This window comes from Nocardioides sp., assembly GCF_030149505.1.
In the GTDB taxonomy this organism is placed as follows: Bacteria; Actinomycetota; Actinomycetes; order Propionibacteriales; family Nocardioidaceae; genus Nocardioides.
The window spans coordinates 1-20,791 of sequence record NZ_JASBRN010000047.1; the positions used below are offsets into that span (position 1 = coordinate 1).

Here is a 20,791-nt window from a genome sequence, read left to right on the forward strand (position 1 = left end):
GTGAAGACCTCGCCGAGATCGCCCGCGAGCTCAACAACAGGCCCCGCAAACGACTCGGCTTCTACACCCCAGCAGAGGTCTTCGCTAAGTTGCTCGCCGAAGACCAAACCCAGGGTGTTGCGACCGGCCCCTGAATCCGCCAGAGGGCACCAGCGAGTGGAGCCGGCGCCGGTTGCTCGGCATCCTTGCCGCCGCCGTCGCCGTGGCTGCGCTCCTGCTCGGCGGCCTCGTGTACGCGGTCTACCTGGCGGTCTCCGGTATCGGTGGCGAGGCCAGCGCGAACACCGGCGTGGCCACCGGAGAGACCGAGCGCTCGACGGTGGCCCGCGGTGCCGCGCATCGCGACGACATCGCGGCCGAGCCGATGCTGACCGTGCCCGAGAGCGCGGCCTTCCCGGCCGAGACCACCAGCGCCAAGGCCCCGGAGATCAAAATCCCGGCCGGTACCGGCGTCAACGGACCCGCTTTCGTGATGACTGGGTTCCCGCAGACCCCGGAGGGCGCGATCGGCCAACTGGCCCAGATCGACCTCGCGGTGCTGCAGTCGATGAGCCTGAGCACCGCCGAGGAGGTCTACAACGCCTGGGCGCTGCCCGGCGGGGTCCGGGCGGAGGACTGGTGGATCACCGCCAGCGTCCGCGCGTTCCTCTCCAGCACCGGGATGGGCGAGGTCAAGGACCCCAGCGCCTCGGTCTCCCTGGAGCCGGCCGCCGCGCTCGTCAAGGGCACCGACGGCCCCGACTGGGCCACGGTCTGCGTGCTGATGAAGGTCAGCGCCACCTACAAGTCCGAAGGCCAGATCGCCTTCGCGCACTGCGAGCGCATGCAGTGGGTCGGCGGCCGCTGGATGGTCGCCCCCGGCACCCCGCCGGCACCCGCGCCCGCGACCTGGCCCGGAACCCAGCTGGCACACGAGGCCGGCTGGCGCACCTGGTCCACCGACCACACCGAACCCACCAACCCCGGCGAGACCGAAGGGGAGCACTGAGATGAGCAACCGCATGAACGACTCGATGGGGGAGTCCCGCACCACCCTGCTGCGCGTGGGCGTCCTGGTGGCGATCGCCGCCCTCGTGGCGACCGCCGTCTGGCTCGGAGCGCGCGGCCGGACCGACGACAGCGGCGGCACCGACAACACCACCGGCGACTCCTCGAGCCAGACCGGGCAGCAGGGGCAGAACGCCTCCGTCGACCAGGTCGCCCCGGAGACCGCACCCGCAGACGGCGTCGTGATCCCGACCGGCGCCGAGGTGGTCGACGGCTACCCGACCCGGTTCCCCCAGACCGACCTGGGCGCGGTCGCGCTGCAAGTCGAGGTCGCCAAGGCGCAGGTCGGGTTCGACTACGACCAGGCCGCCGCCGTCGCCGGCCTGTACGCCAACCCCGAGGACAAGGCCGTCTTCGAGCAGCGCGCCCGCGACGCTGTCGCGCTGCGCCGCCAGCAGGCCGGCGTCCCGAAGGAGGGGGACGTCCCGCCGCCCGCGTCGTACGCCGTGACGCCGATCGCCTACACCCTCGAGGAGCTCGACACCGGCTACTACGCGGTGAACCTGCTCAGCTACGTCACCCTCACCACCGCCAACGGCAAGGTCAGCGATGGCCTCTACGCCGGCACCCAGCTCATGCGGTGGCTCGAGGTCGACGGCGTGGGCGACTGGCGCCTGGTCCAGGGCAGCGATGAGGACATCGAGCACCTGGTCTCCACCGGCCAGCCACAGGCGGTCGCGCCGGGCACCCCGGAGTACAAGCAGGCCGGCTGGATCCCGATCAACGGAGCACCCCAGTGACCGCCGGCGACCTCTTCCACCGGGTGACCAGGCTGGGCATCGGCGCCCTGGCGGTCCTGGTTCTCACCACGCTCCTCGGTGCCGCCACCGCGCTGCAGCCGCCCGCCGCGGCCGCGGCCGAGCCGGTGGCCCGCACGGCCGCTGCGACGGCCCAGTCCGCTCCGGTGGCGGCCACCGGCCAGCTGCCGGCCCGCGACGTCAAGATGGGCTGCCCCGGCCCGGACGCGCTGTGCGACCTCGGCGGCGACGCCGTCGACTGCGCCAAGGACCCGATCGACTGCGGCAAAGACGCAGCCGGCGGCGTCAAGGACGGAGCTGGCAACCTGATCAACGGCGCCGGAGACGTCCTCGACGGGGCCGCCGGGCTGCTCCCGGACGGCTGCGGCATCCTCGACGCGATCTGCGACGGCGGATTGCCTGGACTCCCGGGCCTGCCGGGTGTCCCCGGGATCCCCGGCATCCCTGGCCTCCCGAACGTCGGCGACCTGTTCGGCGGCGGCATCCCCGGCCTGGGTGACATCCCCAACCCGTTCGAGGCCATCGGCGACGTCATCGCCAAGGCCGCGGCCGATGCCTGGACCGCAGCCATGCTCGCGGTCTGGAACTCCGGCCTGTTCGTGTTGCGCATCGTGCTCACGTTCAGCGAGCTGTTCTTGACCCCCGACCTGCGCGCCGACGGACCGGGCAAGGACGTCTACGCCTTCACGCTCTGGCTCGCCCTCTCCCTGGTGGTCATCTTGGCGATGATCCAGCTGGGAGCTGCCGCCTTCAAGCGCGAAGGGAAGGGGCTCGCGCGGGCGTTCATCGGCGCCGGCCAGTTCGTCGTGGTGTGCGCATGCTGGTTCGGCTACTGCGTGATGATCGTCGCCGCGTGCGGCGCCATCACCAAGGCGCTGATGAAGTCGCTGCTCAAGGTGCAGACCTGGCCCGACTGGGACCCCCTGGGCGGTCTCGGCATCGACGACATCACCGACGCCGGCGTGGCCACCGCGCTCGCGTTCCTCGGGATCTTCCTCTGGCTGGCCGCGATCGGGCACGTCCTGGTCTACCTCGCGCGCGCCGCGTCGCTGCTGGTGCTGACCGCCACCGGCCCGCTGTCGGCGGCCGGGCTGGTCTCCGACTTCACCCGCTCCTGGTTCTGGAAGTCGCTGCGCTGGTTCCACGCCGCGGCGTTCACGCCGGTCCTGATGGTGATGGTGCTGGGCATCGGCGTGCAGTTCGCCAACGGTGTCGCCGCCCACCTCGCCGACGACACCGCCAAGGCGTTCGGCACCGCACTGCCGGCGGTGATGACGATCCTGATCAGCGTCGTGGCGCCGCTGGCGCTGTTCAAGCTCCTGGCGTTTGTCGACCCGGGCACCCCCAGCGGAGCGTCGTTCCGACAGGGCATGGCCATCCAGGGCGGCCTCCAGGGCCTGCTCGGCGGCGGTGCCGCCGGCGGCGGTTCATCGGCCGCGTCGACCACGGACGCCAACGGTCGGTCTTCGGGTGAGCAGAGCGCGGAGGCCTCGACCGGTGACCGGTTCAACAAGTCGACCCAGGGCCTCCTCGGCAGCTTCGGGCCGGTCGGACAGGCGCTGTCGACCGGCATGGGCTGGATCAACTCCGCCGGCGCCAAGGCGACCTCGCTGATGTCGGACGAGACCAACCAGGCCGGCGTCGGGCAGAGCACCTACGGCCCGGACTTCAGCGGCATGGGAGGCCGTCAGTCCGGCGACCAGAGCAGCGGAACGCACCCCGGTTCGCAGAGCGGTGGCGACGACGACCCGCAGATGCCGACTCCGCCCATGCCGCCGGCACCCCCGACCCCGCCGACGCTGCCCACCGGTGGCGCACCGGGCGGCGGCTCGGGTGGCGGCCAGAGCGGGTCCGGAGGAGCCGCAGCTACGCCCAAGACTCCCGCCGCCGGTGGCGGGGGAGCGGCCGGCGGCGCCGGTGGGGCTGGTGCGGCCGCCGGCGGGATCCCCCCGGTGGCGGTGTAGCGATGCGCCGCCCGATCCGCCTCACGCCCCTGCCGACCCACCCCGACCTCACTGACATCCAGATTGACCCGGAAGGAAGCCGACGATGACCATCTACGCCGACTACCAGCGCGACCGCATCGGCTGGTTCTTCGGCCTCTCCGGAGGCCAGCTGATGTTCCTGGCGCTGGCCAGCCTCCCGGCGTTCTGGGCGATCAGCCGCGGAGCGTGGTTCTCCGCGTTCCTGTTCGCCCTGGTCTGGCTGTTCCTGCTGGCCATCACCGTCATCCCGGTCCGGGGCCGCTCGGCCACCGGCTGGGTGTTCGCCTCGACGGCGTACGCCGTAGGTGGGCTGCTGGGCTGGACCTCGTTTAGGGCCAAGGCCACCCAGGGCCGCGGCGAGGACCTCGACACCCCGGACCTGCCCGGGGTGCTGCAGGGGGTCCAGATCCACGACGGCCCGCCGCACGGCTCGCAGCTGCAGCGCGTCGCGGTGATCCAGGACCACGCCACCAAGACGTGGGCGGTCACCGCCGCGATCGTGCACCCCGGCATCGGCATGAAGGACGTCGAGGAGCGCAACCGCTACGGCGAGGCGCTCGCCGGCCTGCTCGACGTCGCCGGCCGCACCGAGAAGGTCGACGAGATCCTCTTCATGGTCCGCACCGTCCCCGAGGACGGCGCCGAGCGCGATCTGTGGGTCACCAAGCACCGCCGCGCCAACGCCCCGGAGCTGGCCGAGGTGGTGAACAGCGACCTGGCCCACGGCCTCACCCAGGCGTCGGTGCGCACCGAGACGTTCGTGACGATCGTCGTCCCCGACACCCGGATCGCCCGGTCGGCCAAGGAGTCCGGCGGCGGCTTCGAGGGACGCTGCCGCGAGATCTACCTGCTCATGGCCGAGATCGAGGCACAGCTGCGCGGCCCGATGGGCATGACCTCCGTCCGGTGGCTCACCTCGCCCGAGCTCGCGCTGGCCTGCCGGACCGGCTTCGCCCCCGGCGATCGCGCCGGCATCGTCGAGGCCCTGGCCATGCGGGAGAAGGAGCCGGGCGTGAACGCCGACGTCCCGTGGGCGATGGCCGGCCCGTCCGGTGCCGACGCCACGGTGCGGCACTACAGCCACGACGCCTGGAACTCGATCAGCGCCACCATCAAGCTGCCCACCCGCGGCGTGGCGATGGGCGCACTCGCACCGATCCTCACCCCGAGCGAGTCCGGCGAGCGGCGCTCGTTCCTCGTCGCCTACCCGATCGTGTCCCAGTCCAAGGCCGACCGGCAGTCCGGCAACGCCGAGTGGGCCGCCGACCTGGCCGAGGGCATGAACGAGAAGCTCGGCCGCAAGACCCGCGCCAAGCAGCGCGACGAGGCCCACAAGGCCCGCGGACTGGACGCCAAGCTGGCCCGCGGCAACTCGCTGACCCGCCCCTACGCGGTGTGCACAGTCACCGTCCCCAAGACGCTGCGGATCACCGAGTTCGGCCGCCGCCTGGACGCATCGGTCCGCCGCGCCGGGTTCGCGCCGCTGCGCCTCGACCTCGCCCAGGACACGGGCTTCGCCGCCTCGACCATCCCGCTCGGAACGAGCCTGACCCGGAGCGGAGACGCCTGATGACCACCTCTCGCCGCAACCGCCGCGGCGGCCGCGACATGGCCGCCCTGCTGTCGGACTTCGGTCACGACCTGCCCACGATCCCCGCCCTCGAGCCCGAAGCTAAGGAGCCCCGGATCTTCAAGTACTCCCCGCGCCGCGGCGCAGCTCGTGGCGGCCGCGGCTGGGCGGCCGCCACGGCGCCGGCGTCGGCCTGGCGCATGACCAGCGACCAGGCGCCGGTGTTCTGGCCGTTCGTCTCCGCGCCCGCCCTGCCCCCGACCGGCGCACAGATGGGCGTCGACCAGCTCTCCGGCGGCTCGTTCTACTGCGACCCGTTCGGGTGGGTGCTGCGCGACGACGTGCCGGCGACTAACCCCAACATCTTCCAGTTCGCCAAGCCCGGCAGCGGCAAGTCCGGAACCACCAAGGCTTTCTGCACCCGGATGATGCCCTTCGGCTACCGCACCCTGGTCACCGGCGACGTCAAGGACGAGTACGAGTCCCTGTGCCGCGCGCTCGGGGTCGAGCCCTTCGTCATCGCCCCCGGCTTCTGGGCCCGGGTCAACCCGCTGGACATGGGCCCGCTCGGCGACGGCTGGAAGGACCTCTCCGCCGAGGAACAGCAGCGCCGCGCCACGATCATCTTCAAGCGCTGGCTAGTCCTGGTCCGCGGCCTCGTCGGATCCATGAAGATCGACGACGAGCACCGGGTCCCGTTCGGTCCCGACGAGAGCGACGTCGTCCGCAACGCACTGCAGATCCTCACCGGCTACGCCGCCGGCAACACCGTCCTCAAGGAGACCACCATCCCGCGTCTGTGGGACCTGCTGCGCAACCCCACCGAGGAGCTCGTCCGGGCCTGCGAGTACGCGAACACCCGCGTGTTCCTCGACGACACCCGGCTGCTGCGCAACGCACTCGGCGAGCTCGTCACCGGCACCCTGGCCGGCCTCTTCGACGACTTCACCAACATCGAGGTCGACTGGCGCGCCCCGATCCAGTCGTTCAGCCTCTCCCGGCTCGACGGCCTGGGCGATGAGGCGGTCGGCATCGCGCTGCTGTGCATGAACTCCTGGGGCCGCGGCCTGCGGGAGATCGCCGAGCCCGGCGACCTGCGCATCGTCGTGCGCGACGAGGTCTGGAAGCAGATGCGTCTCGGAACCGCTGCGGTGGCCAGCTTCGACGCCGACCTGCGGCTCTCCCGCGGCATGGCCGGCAAGGGCGGCGACATCCAGTTCTGCAACCTCCACAAGCCCTCCGACCTGCTCTCGGTCGGCGATGCCGACTCCCAGGCCGCGATGATCGCCAAGGACCTCCTCGAGCTGGCCGACATCAAGATCCTCGGCGCCCAGAAGCCGCGCGTCGCCCGCGAGCTCGACTCGATGCTCGGGCTCGGCCCGATCGCCCAGGACCTCGTCTCCGGGTGGGCGATGCAGGACAAGGGCCGCGCGCTGTGGTGCATCGGAGACGCCACCTACAAGGTCCAGACCGTGCTGCACCCGCTGGAGAAGAAGCTCTACTACACCAACGAGGCCATCGAGGCCGCGGCCTGAGCCGTCCGGGACTGACCTGTCGTGAAGAAGCTGCTGCTCGCCGGACTGCCGGTCCTGATCGTCTTCATGGGGCTGCCGTTCGTCGTGACCCTGATGGTCGTCATGACCACCACGGCGGCCGCCGAGTGCCGTACCCAGACCACCCAGTCAGCACCCACCCAGCTCGGCGACCTCGGTGCCATCGACGGCCCCGTGGGAGGCCCGGTCAAGGGCAAGATCACCATGGCCCAGGCCAACATCCCGCGCCGCTCCGGCCTCGACGGGTTCCGGGCCTCTATGCCCAAGGTGCTGTCCAAGAACCCCGACTTCGTCACCCTGAACGAGGCCGGCGGCTGGAGCCTCGCCCAGATCGAGGCCGCAGCCCCGGGCTACGACGCCTTCCGAGTGTCGACACCGTCGGAGTCCGGGGCCGGTGCCGAGCAGGCCATGGGCAACGTCGTGCTCTGGAAGCGGTCGACCTGGACCAAGGCCAACGGCGGCCGCGTCCAGCTCGTCGACGACGACAAGACCTACTACAAGGGCCGCCCGGTCACCTGGGACCGGTTCGCCACCTGGGTGATCCTCGAGCGCGCCGACGGCGCCGTGGTGTCGGTGATCGCGACTCACCTCATGACCAACCCGCACCGCTGGCCGAAGCAGCACGGCAACCCGCCGCTGACCCGCCCCCAGCAGTACGCCGCGGGGATGGACATCCTGCTGCAGCTGCGCAACTCGCTCGCCGCCCACGGCCCGGTATTGATCGGCGGCGACATGAACACCCAGGCCTCCTACACCAACCTGCCGTGGGCGGCGGCGGCGAAGATGAAGGCCGCCGGCTACGGCTGGCAGAACCAGGGCGTCGACTTCATCTTCTTCCCCCAGTACCAGGGCGTGCGCCTCGAGCAGGGGTGGGACGGCACGATGGTCTCCGACCACCGCTGGATCTCGGCCCGCATCGCCATGAACGGCGCGGGCCCGGAGAGCGCCCCCGGGCCCGCGGCTACCAGCGGTGGCGTGGTGAACGCCGCGGACACCGCCCGGCCCGCCGAGCCGCCGTCCGGCGACGTGCTCGCCCAGTTGATGCGACTGCGGTTCGCCTCGAGCTACCCGGCCATGACCGCCGAGCAGGCCCGCAACGCGATCACTATCGCCCAGGTCGCCCGCGATCTCCAGGTTCCCCGTTACGGGCTGCAGATCGCGATCGCCACCGCGATCCAAGAGTCCAAGCTGGTCAATCTCACCGGCGGCGACCGCGACTCCGGAGGCCTGTTCCAGCAGCGTCCCTCGACCGGCTGGGGGAGCCGGGCTGAGGTCACCACCCCGGTGCTCGCCGCGCGTGCCTTCTTCGGTGAAGCCCAGCACACCGGAAACCCCGGCCTGCTCGACATCCCCGGCTGGCAGAACATGACCCTCACCCAGGCCGCGCAGGCCGTGCAGCGCTCCGGCTACCCCGACGCCTACGCCCAGTGGGAGGACGTCTCCGGCGACATCACCGACCTGCTCGGCGGAGACCTGCCCGACCTGCCCGACGACGGCTCCACCACCAACGTCGCCAACTGCCAGGGCGACACCGTCAACCCGATCACCGTCGGCACCCTCAACCTGCTCGGCGCCGGCCACACCGACCAGCCCGGCGAGCGGCCGGGCTACGACACCTGGGACAAGCGACTGCCCGGCGCCATGCGGACCATCGAGAACGCCGGCGTCTCGATCGCCGGCCTCCAGGAGGTCCACCCGCCCCAGGCCAAGGCCCTGGCCAACCAGTACGCAGCCAAGTGGGGCATGTACCCGGCCACCGGGAAGGCCCAGAACCGGGTCATCTGGGACCGCAACGAGTGGAAGCAGACCGACGGCCGCCTCGTCGACATCCCCTACTTTGGCGGCAAGGACGTCGGCACGCCGCTGGTGCAGCTGACCTCTACGACCACCGGTCAGGTGATCTGGGTCTGGAGCATCCACAACCCGGCCGACACTCGCGGGAACGCCGCCGGGGATCGCAAAGAAGCGCTGCGGCGACAGCTGGCCACCATGACCGACCTCGCCGGCACCGGCACCCCGTCAGTCATCCTGGGCGACTTCAACGACGGCAAGGACGGCAACAACTCCTCGCACTGCGCCCTGACCCCTGAGCTGACCAACGCCTTCGGCGGATCGGCAGAGCCCTGCAAGAAGCCCAAGCAGGACGCGCCGATCGACCACATCTATGGCGCCAACCTCACCTGGGCCAGCGCCGAGGTCGACAGCAGCACCCAAGCCAGCAAGATTGCTGACCACCCGCTGGTCGTCGCGACCACCGCCGGCAGCAGCGCCGGCTGCGCGGTCGCGACCGAGACCAACTACAACCTCGGCCCGGTCAAGCCGCAACTGGCCAACCTGGTCAACATCCTCGGCCCGATGTTCGGCATCAAGACCATCGGCGGCTACCGCGAGAACGCCACCGACTCCAACGGCCACCCCGCCGGACTCGCGGCCGACTTCATGGTTGGCAACAGCCCCGCAGGCAAGGCCAAGGGCGACGCACTTGTGGCGTACGCACAGCAGAACGCCGAGGAGCTCGGCATCGACTACATCATCTGGCGCCAGCGCATCTGGTCCGTCGCCCGCGCAGACGAGGGGTGGCGTCGGATGGAGGACCGGGGGTCGGCAGTCGCGAACCACATGGACCACCCCCACATCAACGTGCTCCCCGCCGCACTCGCCAACCCCATCGGGACATCAAGCGACGCGGAGTGCGGCGAGGTCGTCTACCCTGTGCCTGCGCAGTACGCCGACAACGACGCCCGCAACTGGCGCGAGACCGGACCGTATTGGTCCAACTGGCACTCCGGCACGGACCTCGCCGCACCGTGCGGGACACCGGTGTACGCAGCCAACGCCGGCATGATTGAGATCGACACCAGCCAGACCTGGGCCGGACCTTGGCTCGTCAAGGTCACCAGTGGGCCGGGGGCGCTAACCACCTGGTACGCGCACATGCAGAAGGTCACCGTTGCCCGCGGCGAGACCGTGCAGCCCGGCCAGCAGATCGGCGTGGTAGGCAACGAGGGCAACTCCGGGGGCTGCCACCTCCACTTCGAGGTCCACCTCGAGAACGGCTCCATCTACGGACCCGACAACGTGGACCCCTCGACCTGGCTGGCTGAAAACGCCTCGAAGCCGAGTCAATCTGTGTGATCGCTGCCGAGCCCTCCCGACACATAGGTGACCAGCCAGAACTTCGACCACCCACGATTCCTGGAGGTGGAATCCAATGCAGCGAGAGCGACGACGCGACCCCTACCCCTGGACCTGGGAGATCCCTGTAGCCGTGGCCCTGGCGGCCCTGTTCGTCATCGTCATCGGCATCCAGCTGGGCCGCTCCGTCGCGAACCTGCTCGCCGGCGCCGGGTGGACCTGGCCGGACGCCAACGCCGGCGCGTTCCCCTCGCCGATCGGGACCGCCTTCTGGACCAGCCTCCCCGGCGTGGTCGGCGGGCACGCCGACGCCGGCCTGCCCACACCGACACCGGACGGCCTGGCTGGCCGCGGACTGGTGTGGGTCAGCCTCGCGATGACCGAGGTCGCGCTGCTGAGCGCCACCATCTGGGTCGGCGTCTGGGCCTACCAGCGGTGGGGCCCGGGACGCATGCGCGGCATGGCCACCGCCGCAGAGGCCGAGAAGATCCTGGGCGTCACTCGGCTGCGCAAGGTCGCCGGCATCGTCCGCCCCGACCTCTACGGCAAGCACGCCACCGCCGCGGCGGCACCCGTTCAGCGCACCGCCGGCGACCTCACCGAACAGACCGGGCCGCAGCTCGGCCACGGGCTCAGCCCCTGGCTCCTGAACGGCCGCCGGACGAAGGAGGAGCGATGAAGCTGAGGTTCAACCCGTGGGACGTGGGCTGGCGTATCGGGGACGCGCACGAGCCGCGTGGCGGCGAGCTGTGGGTGCCGTGGGACCGCACCGCCGGGGTGATCGGACCGCAGGGCTCCGGCAAGACCCTCGACCTGCTCACCCCGGCGCTGCTCAGTGCCCCGGGCGCTGCCCTGGTGACGTTGACGAAGGTCGAGGACCTGCTGCTCAGCCTTACCGAACGCTCCCGTGACGACCGGCCGTGCGTGGTGCTCGACCCGTTCGGGCTGGCCGAGGGCATCTGGGGCTATCGGGTCGACGAGCTGATCTGGGACCCGATCGCCGGCTGTGTGGACCCCAAGGTCGCCGAGCGTCGAGCCAAGGCCTTCACCGCCGGCACCGTCAAGGGTGCGATCACCGGCGGCACCGGCGACGATGCCGCCCGGTTCTACGCCGCGGAGTCGGCGAAGGTGCTGCAGGGCTACTTCCACGCCGCGGCCCTGACCGGGAAGACCCTCGAGGACGTGCTGCAGTGGGTCGCGAACCCGACCGCGGCCAGCCAGCCGATGGAGATCCTGCGCCGGCACCCGCACGCCGAGCCGTTCTGGCACGGCCTGCTTCACGGGGCGCTCAACGGCGACGACCGCACCGCCGGCAACACGATCACCACGGTGCAGCAGGCGGTGTCGTTGTTCTTCCAGGCCGACATCCGCCGCCGCTGCGTCCCCAGCCACGGGCACCCGGCTACCGACCTGGCCGACGTGATCCGTCGACGCGGCACCATCTACCTCCTGGGCCGCGAAGACCCCTACGCCTCGGCCAGCCCGCTGATGACCGCGGTGGCCGAGCACGTCTTGGACACCGGGCTGCTGCTGGCCAACAGCTCCCCGTGGGGCGGCCGGCTGTGCCCGCCCCTGGTCTCGGTGCTCGACGAGCTGCCCTCCACCGCACCGCTACCGACCCTGCGCACCCGGATGGCCAACGAGCGTGCCCTTGGTCTGTCGTTCATCTGGGCCGCCCAGACCCGCCCCCAGCTGACCAGCATCTTCGGTGAGCACGAGGCCCGGGCGCTGCTCGGGCTCACTAACGCCCTGGTGATGTTCGGCGGGTCCAAGGACGTCGCGTTCAACCAGGAGATCTCCGACCTGCTCGGAACGGTCCGAATCGGCCGAGTCACCCACTCCACCGGCGGGTTCAACGGCGGCGGCCGCAGCTTCTCCGGCGACGACATCCCGATCATGCGGCCCGAGGAGGTCCGCCAGCTACCCGAGCGGCAGGCCCTGGTGATCGCCGAGAACGGCAAGCCGATCATCGCCAAGCTCCACCGCTGCGTAGAAGGCAAGGCCGGCGAACGGCTGCTGGCCGACCAGCGAGCGCTGCGCGCGCGCCTCACCAACGACCGCCGCATGGTCATCACCCCCGAGGCCCGCGCCACCGCGGCACTCGTCGAGGCACGCCGTCTCGGCTTCGTCGACGACGACCACGCAAGGAGTGATGACCTGTGACCACCGAGCAGCAGACCCGCCGGGCGGCGCCCGCGCTGATGGTCTTCCCGTTCCCGATGCCCGGCGACCAGGTGCGGCTGGCCTATCGCGAGCTGCACATCGCCATCAACGGCACCGAGGAGGAGAAGAAGGCTCTCGGCAACCACGCGCTGTTGCCGCGGCCGTGGGAGCCGGCCTCCTGCCTGGACCCCGATCTTCGGCACGACCTGTGGGAGTGGCTCGAGGACGTCGTGATCTGGCTGAACCGCGAGTACACCTGGGACGTCTCCGGGCTCATTCCCAGCTGCTGGCCCCTACACCCGCACTTGGTCCACGAGATCGCGGTGCTGGCCGACCAGCGCCGCCGCGCCGGGCTGGCGATGACCAGCGACGCGCTTGAGGAGTGGCACCGCTACTGCCTGCCGGCGTTCACCGACCGCATGCGCAACAGGCTGCGGGCCCACTGCGACGACGAGCACAAGACGTGGCCGGCGAAGCCGAGACACAACGAGCACCTGGCCGAAGCCAGCCGCCAGCGGCGCGAGAACGCCTTCGCCCACGACGTCGACGCGCTGCCGGTCAACAGGCGGGCACACGCGCAGCCGTCGGCGCCGGCCGGCCCGCCGCGGCTCGGGCTCGTCGACCTCGACACCGGCGAGCTCCAGGACGACGAGCTCGACGGCCCGCAGCCGCGTACCCGCACCGAGAAGGGACCGAGGGAATGACAGAGGCACCGATGCAGATGAAGGAGCGCTCCGAGGCCATCCAGCGAGCCCAGCGCGCACTCAAGGCGCTCGGCGAGCACCCGCGCTCGAGCAAGAAGGAGCTCGGCCACGCGCGGGAGCACGTCAACGCCTGCTACTCCCACGCCTCCGGGGAGCACGTGTGGAACGCCGTGGCGCAGGTCGAGGCGATGGCTGAGCGCCGCTACGGCGTGCCGAGCACCGAGGAGCAGCGACAGCTCGTCGAGGCGAGCGAGGACCTCGAGGAGCCTGCGACAGCCTCCCGCGGCCGCGCGGCGGAGGACCGGGCGATCCCGGCCGCGGACGTGGACCGCGCTCCCGCTCCATCGCGATGAAGGGCGCGCGGAGGGCTCGAATCGGGCTCAGAACGCCGCTGGGCGACGCCGAACCACCGCTTGCGGGCACTCGGGCCCGTTCGGTTGTCAGGGAGCGATTCTGAGCGCTCTCCTCACCTCCAGCACCCCGGCGTAGAACGTGGCCGATCCCGTGACCTCAGCGCTCCTTGTCATCGTGGCGATCGCCTACCTCGCCGGCGCCTTCTTGGTGGTCACAGCGCTGGCGAAGGTCCTCGGCGCGTGGGCCACCAGCTGGCGCACGCGCCGACACCCTGAGCCGGTCGACGCCGGGCTGCAGCACCAGGCGGCCGCGGCGATGGCGGCCGTCGCAGCCCTGGTGAACGTCACACCTCCGGCCACCGACGTCGTCGCCTACCTCGGTGCGCCCACCGGAGACGACGCCCGGCCGGTTGGCGATGGTGGTCTCGCGGTGACCCGCTTCCGGGCCGGGCGGCCCACGGTGGTGTTCGCGCAGGCCGCCCTCACCGGCCTGAGCCCCGCCGCGGTGCAGAGCTTGGCCGCGCACGAGCTCGCGCACGTCATCCGACGTGAGCGCTCTTCGGCCGCGGCGCGCTACGGCTGGCTCGTCGGCTACCTGGCTCTTGTGCTGGCGGGTGCCGCGCTCACGGTCGCGGCACTGGTGGCCGCGCCCCGGCTGGCCGGGCCGGCGCTGCTGGCCACGATGAGCGCAGCGGTGGCGTTCCTCGCCCTCCAAGTCGCGTTCGACCGGCGCGAGGAGATCGCCGCCGACCGTTTTGCGGTAGACCTGACCCGCGACCTCGAGGCTGCCGCCGAGCTGATGCGGTTCTACGAGACGTACGTCGCGAAGCCCCTCCCGGCCGGCGCTCTCGCGCGCGTGTGGGCGCAGCTCGAGCTCCGCTGGTTCGCGACCCACCCGGACCCCCGGGCCCGGCTCGCAGCGATGCGCCGGCACCTGGTCGACGAGCCGAGCGACTAGCTCTCGGCCCTTCCGGCGGCCGCGGCCAGCGACCGCGGCTGGGTGCTGTAGGTCAGGACCCCGTCGTTCGCGAGCAGGCGGATGATCCGGGCCCGCAGCGCCGGCGACCAGCCGAGCTCGTCGCCCAGCTCGGTCCAGGTCGGTCCCGCACCAGTGCGCTCCCACACGCCGGCGACATAGGCCGCGGCCCGCTCTGCGTCCCGCGTGGCCGTGTCTCGAGCCGCGGCGGAGGCCTGCGCGCGCGTCTGCTGCTGCTCGCGCCGAGCGGCCTCGAAGACCGCCACGGCGGGCGCGGCCCACCCCGCGGACTGGGCAGTCAGGTGCACCGCCAGTCGGTGCCGGGGCAGCCCGGGCCGGCCCGCGGCGCTCACCAGGTCGACGTACTCAGTCACCAGGTCGTCCGGGGGAGTGCCCTCGTAGCCGGCGGCCGCGAGGAACTGCCGTACCTGGGCACGCGTCGCGCGCCGGGGCTGCTTCGTGTCGGGCATGGCACCTTGATCGGCCGGGGACGGGGCCGCCCAAGGCTAGCGACCGGACCGGGGATCGGGTCGATTTCAGCGGCGCGGAGTGCCGGGGCGCGGCGGCCGCGGACGGTTGACGTCCTGCCGGTCCCGTGCCGCACCCTGCGACGTGGTCGACGGCGGGCTGCCGGCGCCGGTGTCGTCGATCGCAAGCTCGAGGCGGGACATGACCCGGTAACGCAGGTCACGGGCGGGGCTGTCTCCCAGCGGCTTCTCGGCGACCAGGCCGCGCGTGGCGGCGTCGACGTCGTGACCCTGTTCGTGGGCCTGCTGCAGCATCGCCGCGGTGGCGGCCCAGTCGCCCTGCTCGAGCAGTCGCGGATCGAGTTCGCGAGCCAGTGGCGCCCAGCGCTCGGCCGGGGTCTGCTCGGCCGCGGCCGCGAGCCGTGCGCGGACCTCGCTGCTCTTGTGCAGCTCGGCCAGCGCCGCCTTCCGCGGGTCGGCATCCCAGCTCTTGACCGCGTCGCGCAGGTCCCGGCGGGCCTGCATTTGGGAGAGCTGCAGGCGAGTCCGCACCTGGTTCACGCCCGGCTCCCAAGCGCGGCTGGGCCGCGCCGACAGGATCCTCATGGCGGCCACCCGCGCCTGCTCGGGGGCGAGGTTGTCTAGCCGCTCGGTGAGCAGATGGTCTCCCAGCGATCGGAAGGCCGGCTGGCCGCTGGCCACTGCGGCGGTGAGCGCTGCGGGCCCGTGCTGGGCGAGCAGGTCGGCCGGGTCGAGGCCGTCAGGGAACCGGGCGTAGCCGGGGTCGAGGCCGTGCGGGGTGAGCATCCAGAAGTCCCGCTCGGCCGCGACCTGGCCGGCGAGGTCGGCGTCGGTGGCCACGATCGGGTCGCGGCCGACGGCGGCCAGCTGGGCGGCCTGCTCGTCGGTCAGCGACGTGCCCAGCGGGGCCACGCCGACGTAGAGGCCGGCGCTGGCGATCGTGACGGCCACTGCGTCCATCGGGCCCTCGACGATCACCGGTACGGCGCCCTCGGCGAGCAGCTCGTCGACGACGCCGAACAGCTGAGCGCCCTTGTGGAACAGCGGGGTGTCGGCGGTGTTGAGGTACTTCGGGCCGCCCTTGTCTGCGTCGGTGAGGTCGGGTCGGCGGCGGCCGACGAAGCCGAGCACCTCGCCCTGGTGGATCACGGGGAACATCACCCGGTCGCGGAACCGGTCGATGAGACGGCGGTTGCTGGCCTCGGTCGCCACCCCGGTGGCGATCATCTCGGTGTCGCTGACGCCGCGGCCGCGCAGGTGGTCGACCAGGTTGGTCCACCCCGCCGGCGCCTGCCCGGGCCGGAACCGCTCGTCGCCGGCGAGGTCGACGCCGAACCGGCCGGTGAGGTAGTCGCGACCCCACGAGTCGGCGAACCGGGCCTCGAAGAACGCCTGCGCCATGTCGTTGATCTCGACCATGCGCTCACGTGAGACGGGGGAGGACTGCCACTCCTCGGCCCGCTGGTACATGAGCCGGAGGTCGGCATCGGTGGGTTCCAGACGGGTGCCGCCCAGGTCGCGGATGTAGGCCGACAGGGTGAGGTCGGGTTCGACGTACTGGTCCTCGTCGGCCGCCTCGAGCGCGTTGACCTGGTGCTCGTCGTACTGGCCCTCGTCGACCGGCTCGTGCTCCGGGCCGGGGTCCTCCGTCAGCGGCCACGGGACGTCGTCGGGGTGGTCGACGAACGCCGCCGGGTCGGGATCCACGCCCTCCCACAGGTCGGCCGGCGGCTCGTCGAAGTGGACCTCGTGCCCGTGCTCGTCGGGTGCGGTCTCCAGCGCGATCGAGGTCCGCCAGACCAGCGCCTGGCACTCGTCGACGCCGTCCCAGCCGTCGCTCGGCATCGCCCGCCCGGCACCCAGCAGGGCGTCGACCTGCCAGCCGCGCTGAACGCCGTGGTCGACGTTCGAGACAAGAGCGGGCCACCAGGTGCTGGCCTGGATGCTTGCGGCGCGCTCGGGGCCGAACAGCTCCGCGAGTCGGGGAGTCCACTCGGTGGTGACGCTCTCGCCGTGGGAACCGTCGCCGATCTGGGCGGCGACGGCCGGGGTCAGCTGGCGGGCCATGCGCCACCACACGGCCGCTGCGGCGTGCTCGTCGGGCAGCGGGCCGGCCGGGTGGTCGGGGGCGGTGGCGGTGCGCAGCAGTTCGTGGGCGGTGACGCCTGCGCGGGACATCGCGGCGAGACGCTCGGCCAGGAGCGGGGTGAACTCGTCGTCGCGGACCTGCGGGGCCAGCGAGTAGAGCAGCTGGCGCCATTCCTTGAGTGCCGGGGTGTGGTCTCCGGTGACGGACTTGTTGAGTCGCCGCTGCCAGGTCGCGGAGATCTTCTGCAGCTGCGGCGCGCCGGTCGGGCGTCGGTCGTCGCCGGGGACCTGCATGGCGGCTCGCCAGACCTCGACGTCGGCGATGGTGGCGGTCTCGGGGCGGATGCCGTTCTGGGCCCAGACCGGCAGCGCGCCCTTGTCGGCCTGCTCGGTTGCGCGGGTGCTCACCTGGTCGGCGAGCTCGGTGACCAGGTGAGCACGCTGGGCGAGGTAGGCACCCCAGTGCGGGTCCTCGGCCAGGCGGGCCGGGACCGCGGGCATCCAGGGCAGCGGTCCGGTGCCGGCGTTGCGCAGGCCGGAGGCGTCCAGGCGCCAGTCCAGGACAGCGGCGCGGTCGTGCGCGGTCTCCAGCTCGCGGTCGCCGGCGGCGGCCCGGAGCGCGTCGACGGGGTTTTCTCCGGCGGCGCCGAGCAGCAGCAGGTGGGCGCGCAGGGTCGGCCACGCTGCCTCTTCCGAGAGCCCCGGGACGAGCGTCTCGACGGCGCTGTCGAGCGCGTCGACCACGTTGAGCGTCGTCCCGTCGGCCGCGGTGATGGTTTCGTGGCGCAGGAGGTCCTCGGCGGCGACGTAGAGGCTGTCGAGGTAGCGCTGGGCGGCCTCGCCGAGCCGGGTGGCCGGGTCGGCCTGCTCGCGGATCAGGCTGGTCGCGGACCGCTGGGCGTCGTCGCGGGCCAGCATCGACTCGAGGATGTCGGTGGGGGTGAGCGGTCGGACCAGCGTCGGGTGGATCACCGAGTGGGGGTCTCCGTCGCCCACGACCTCGAGGTAGACGTGGTTGGCGTGCGCGCCGCGGGTCATCATCGTGTAGAGCTGCTGGCGCGACTCGGTGCCGGTGGCCAGGCCGTGCATGGTGTCGGCGGTGACGCCCTGGGCGGTGTGGACGGTGCACGCGTAGCCGAGCTCGGTGGATCGGGCGACGTAGTCGGCGGGCAGCCGCACGGTGCGGCCGTGCTGGGTGTGCTGGACGGTCAGGTCGCCGCCATCGTGGATCTCCAGCACGTGCCAGCGATCGCCGTTCTTCACCCAGTCGGTGGCTGAGGTGCGCAGCCGACGGTCGTTCTCACGGGTGATGATCAGCTCGCCGATCGAGGCCTCGTTGCCGTCGCCCAGCCGGCGCACCGGTCCGAGGCTGGCGCGGTCGGCCGGGTCGATCCCGTCGAGCCGGTGGGCGCGGGCCTGCTGGTTCAGCTCGCTGACCAGGTCGCGGGTGGGGGCGAGCATGATCGAGTCCAGACCGGTCGCGCGGTCGGCCTGCCAGGCGGCGAAGACCTCCTCGGTCATCGACGCCAGGTCGCCGACGTGGACCCGGTCGCGGTCGAGGTAGAAGCCGAGCGCTTCGGCCTTGCCCTCGCGCAGCGCGAGCGAGGCGGCACCCTCGGCGGGGTCCTTGAACCGGACGAGCTCGGTCAGCTGCAGCGCCCCGTGGGTGGCGCGGATGTCGCGCAGCACGCCGCCGGCGCCGATCGCGGAGAGTTGCTGGTCGTCGCCGATCAGGCGCACGCTGCCGCCACGCTCGAGGATGTAGGACACCGCGGCGTCGAGGGAGAGGGTGTCGGCCATCCCGGCCTCGTCGATGACCACGAGCGTGGAGGAGTCGATGCCGGCAACCCACGCGGGCATCGCGGCGCCGGACTCGCGGGCCTCCTGCAGCGAGTGCGTGAGCTTGGCCAGGGTGTCGGTCTGGGTGTCGATCTGCGAGCGCAGCGCGTCCGCGGCCGCGGCCGACGGTGCGAGGCCGATGATCGTGCCGCCGCCGTCAGCCCACGCGCTGGCGAGCGCCCGCATCGCGGTGGTCTTGCCCGATCCGGCGGGCGCGATCGCGAGCTGGAGCCGTGCCCCGGAGGTGGCCATCTCCTTGACGAGGGTGGCCTGACCGGCGTTGAGGGTGATGCCGTTGGCGGTCGACTCGAGCAGCGCCAGGTCGACCGAGTCGGTCGAGACGGCGTACCCGTCGTGGCGGCCGGCGGCCGCGACCAGGCGCTCCTCGGCGCCCAGCACCTTGCTCGAGGTGAACATCTCGGCGCCGCTCTGGGTGTAGACCGAGGCGCCGTCGGCGCGGCACAGCTCGGCCGGCTCGCTGATGGTGTCCCACGGGCGGGCCATGCTCACCGAGCGTCCGTCGAGGACCTCGCTGACCAGCAGGTCGACCACCTGGGAGACCTGGTTGGTCGGCACGTTGGCGCCCCTGACCTGCCGCTGTGCCTCGGCGTAGACGTGCCAGTACTGCCAAGTGCTGCGGCCGCCCTCCATTGTCGACACGATTCGGTCGGTGGTCTTGGCGAACCACGCGGAGTCGGCCAGGGACCGGGCCGCTGCCTTCGGGTTGAGGGCGCCGTGGACCATCTGCTTGACCCGCTGCGGAGTGCCGAGGACCTCGACGGCCTCGCGGTTCCAGGTCTCGCGCTGCTCGGCCAGCGAGCGGGGCTCGTGCTTGGCCTCGCGGGTCTCCAGCGTTGCCTGCTGGGACAGCTGGATGGTCTCCACCGGCGTCGGCGGCCGCCCGTGGGTGGCCTGGAAGGCGGCCGCGAGGACCTTGCGGCGGTCCTCGACGCTGGCGCGGCGCTTGGAGAACCGGCGGTTCAGCTCGGGGTCGACGCCGACGATCTCGCGCACCGGCCGCTTGCGGGCGTCCTCGTTCGGGCGCTCCTCGAAACGCACGCCGAGGGCGTCGACCAGGTGCCGCTCGAGCGCGGTGTTGTAGGTCTCCGAGGCCGAGACGACCGCCTTGTGCAGCGGTCGCCCGTCGATGGCCAGCCACTTGCCGTCGAGGGTCTGGACCTTGTTCGCCACGGCCACATGGGTGTGCAGGTCGGGGTCGCCGGCGCGTGAGTCGCGGTGGGTGAACGCGGTGGCGATCAGGCCGCGGACGTCGACCTGACGTACGCCGTTGGTGCCCTGGCGGGTGAACAGGGCCTTGGACTCGATGAAGTCCAGGGCGTCCTTGATCGCCGCCTGGTGGGCTCGCTCGATCACCGCGGCGGTCTTCTGGTCGGAGATCGCCCACAGCACCGAGACGCTCTTGACCGGGGAGAAGGTCAGGTCGTAGCCGGCCACCGCGTTGGTCTTCGGGCGGGAATGCTTGGCGATCGTGGCGGCGAGCTCGCGGGCGTCGGCCGGGTCGCGGCCGTGCTCGGCACGGAAGAACTCCGCGGCCACCTCGGTGCGGATCTTGGCCCGGTCGGCCGCGGGGACCGGCCAGTCACCGGGCAGGCCGGCGGCCTCGTTGAGGGCCGCGATGCGCTTGGCGACCTCGATCCGGAACGGGCTGATGTCGTTGTCGTAGACCTTGTACGGGGTGCCGAGGCGGACCGCGGTCTTGTAGTCGGCCTCGGTCGGGCGGCCGGCTTCGTCGCGGCCGATGCGCAGGTCCAGCTCCTTGGTCCGCTGGGTGGCCAGCGGGTGGTGTCCGGAGCCGAACAGGCTCTGCATGTGGTCGGCGGTGACGATGTCGCCGGCGTCGAGTCCCTCGATGCCGTCCATGCCCGATCCGAGCCACACGCCGGGCGTCTCGCCCTTCTCGGTGTAGTAGCTCGCCAGCCCGGTGTGGCCCTTGTCGGTGGCGTCCATCGCTGCGACCTGGCGGGTCAGGTAGTCGTACCCCGACCCGGCCGTCAGCTTGTGGAGGCTCATCGTCACGGTCACCTACGTGCGCACGCGCGTGGCAGGCGATCACTTTCGGCCGGATTTCTGATGTGTTCTTTCTATTCGGCAAACCGAGAATGCAAGAGGTG

The 20,791-nt window shown here is 71.8% G+C and carries 13 protein-coding genes; 11 read left to right on the forward strand and 2 right to left on the reverse strand.

Translation table 11 applies throughout. The features are described from left to right. The first annotated feature begins 172 nt into the window (after positions 1-172). From Q1V71_RS10475 to Q1V71_RS10525, 11 genes are all read left to right on the forward strand, one after another. Positions 173-988 (forward strand): hypothetical protein, encoded by an 816-nt coding sequence (locus Q1V71_RS10475; RefSeq protein ID WP_300643588.1) that lies wholly within the window; start codon positions 173-175, stop codon positions 986-988. Between the two features lies 1 nt (position 989). Continuing rightward, positions 990-1,787 carry a hypothetical protein gene (locus Q1V71_RS10480; RefSeq protein WP_300643590.1) on the forward strand — a complete coding sequence of 266 codons (798 nt, stop codon included), beginning with the start codon at positions 990-992 and terminating at the stop codon, positions 1,785-1,787. Then, on the forward strand, positions 1,784-3,769 hold the full coding sequence (locus Q1V71_RS10485; RefSeq protein ID WP_300643592.1) for a type IV secretion system protein: 1,986 nt from the start codon (positions 1,784-1,786) through the stop codon (positions 3,767-3,769). The genes Q1V71_RS10480 and Q1V71_RS10485 overlap by 4 nt, the downstream gene beginning before the upstream one ends. Before the next feature lie 85 nt (positions 3,770-3,854). Then, complete coding sequence (locus Q1V71_RS10490) at positions 3,855-5,360, forward strand: SCO6880 family protein (RefSeq protein ID WP_300643594.1); 1,506 nt, start codon at positions 3,855-3,857, stop codon at positions 5,358-5,360. Beyond that, entirely contained in the window at positions 5,360-6,895 is a 1,536-nt protein-coding gene (locus tag Q1V71_RS10495) for an ATP-binding protein (RefSeq protein ID WP_300643595.1), read from the forward strand. The genes Q1V71_RS10490 and Q1V71_RS10495 overlap by 1 nt, the downstream gene beginning before the upstream one ends. 21 nt (positions 6,896-6,916) lie before the next feature. Beyond that, on the forward strand, positions 6,917-10,048 hold the full coding sequence (locus Q1V71_RS10500) for a peptidoglycan DD-metalloendopeptidase family protein (RefSeq protein WP_300643597.1): 3,132 nt from the start codon (positions 6,917-6,919) through the stop codon (positions 10,046-10,048). A gap of 76 nt (positions 10,049-10,124) precedes the next feature. Further along, entirely contained in the window at positions 10,125-10,727 is a 603-nt protein-coding gene (locus Q1V71_RS10505) for a hypothetical protein (protein WP_300643599.1), read from the forward strand. Then, a complete protein-coding gene (locus tag Q1V71_RS10510) occupies positions 10,724-12,211 on the forward strand; it encodes a TraM recognition domain-containing protein (protein WP_300643601.1) in 1,488 nt (495 codons plus the stop codon). The genes Q1V71_RS10505 and Q1V71_RS10510 overlap by 4 nt, the downstream gene beginning before the upstream one ends. Next, complete coding sequence (locus Q1V71_RS10515) at positions 12,208-12,915, forward strand: hypothetical protein (protein ID WP_300643603.1); 708 nt, start codon at positions 12,208-12,210, stop codon at positions 12,913-12,915. The genes Q1V71_RS10510 and Q1V71_RS10515 overlap by 4 nt, the downstream gene beginning before the upstream one ends. Next, entirely contained in the window at positions 12,912-13,268 is a 357-nt protein-coding gene (locus tag Q1V71_RS10520) for a hypothetical protein (RefSeq protein WP_300643605.1), read from the forward strand. Before Q1V71_RS10515 ends, Q1V71_RS10520 begins: the two co-directional genes overlap by 4 nt. Positions 13,269-13,419: 151 nt before the next feature. Further along, complete coding sequence (locus Q1V71_RS10525; RefSeq protein WP_300643607.1) at positions 13,420-14,226, forward strand: M48 family metalloprotease; 807 nt, start codon at positions 13,420-13,422, stop codon at positions 14,224-14,226. Here the strand turns inward: Q1V71_RS10525 and Q1V71_RS10530 are convergent. Together Q1V71_RS10530 and mobF are read right to left on the reverse strand one after the other, a co-directional pair. Continuing rightward, entirely contained in the window at positions 14,223-14,714 is a 492-nt protein-coding gene (locus Q1V71_RS10530; protein WP_300643609.1) for a hypothetical protein, read from the reverse strand. The two genes, Q1V71_RS10525 and Q1V71_RS10530, sit on opposite strands and share 4 nt — an antisense overlap. Before the next feature lie 66 nt (positions 14,715-14,780). Continuing rightward, a complete protein-coding gene (mobF, locus tag Q1V71_RS10535; protein WP_300643611.1) occupies positions 14,781-20,690 on the reverse strand; it encodes a MobF family relaxase in 5,910 nt (1,969 codons plus the stop codon). Positions 20,691-20,791: the final 101 nt, after the last annotated feature.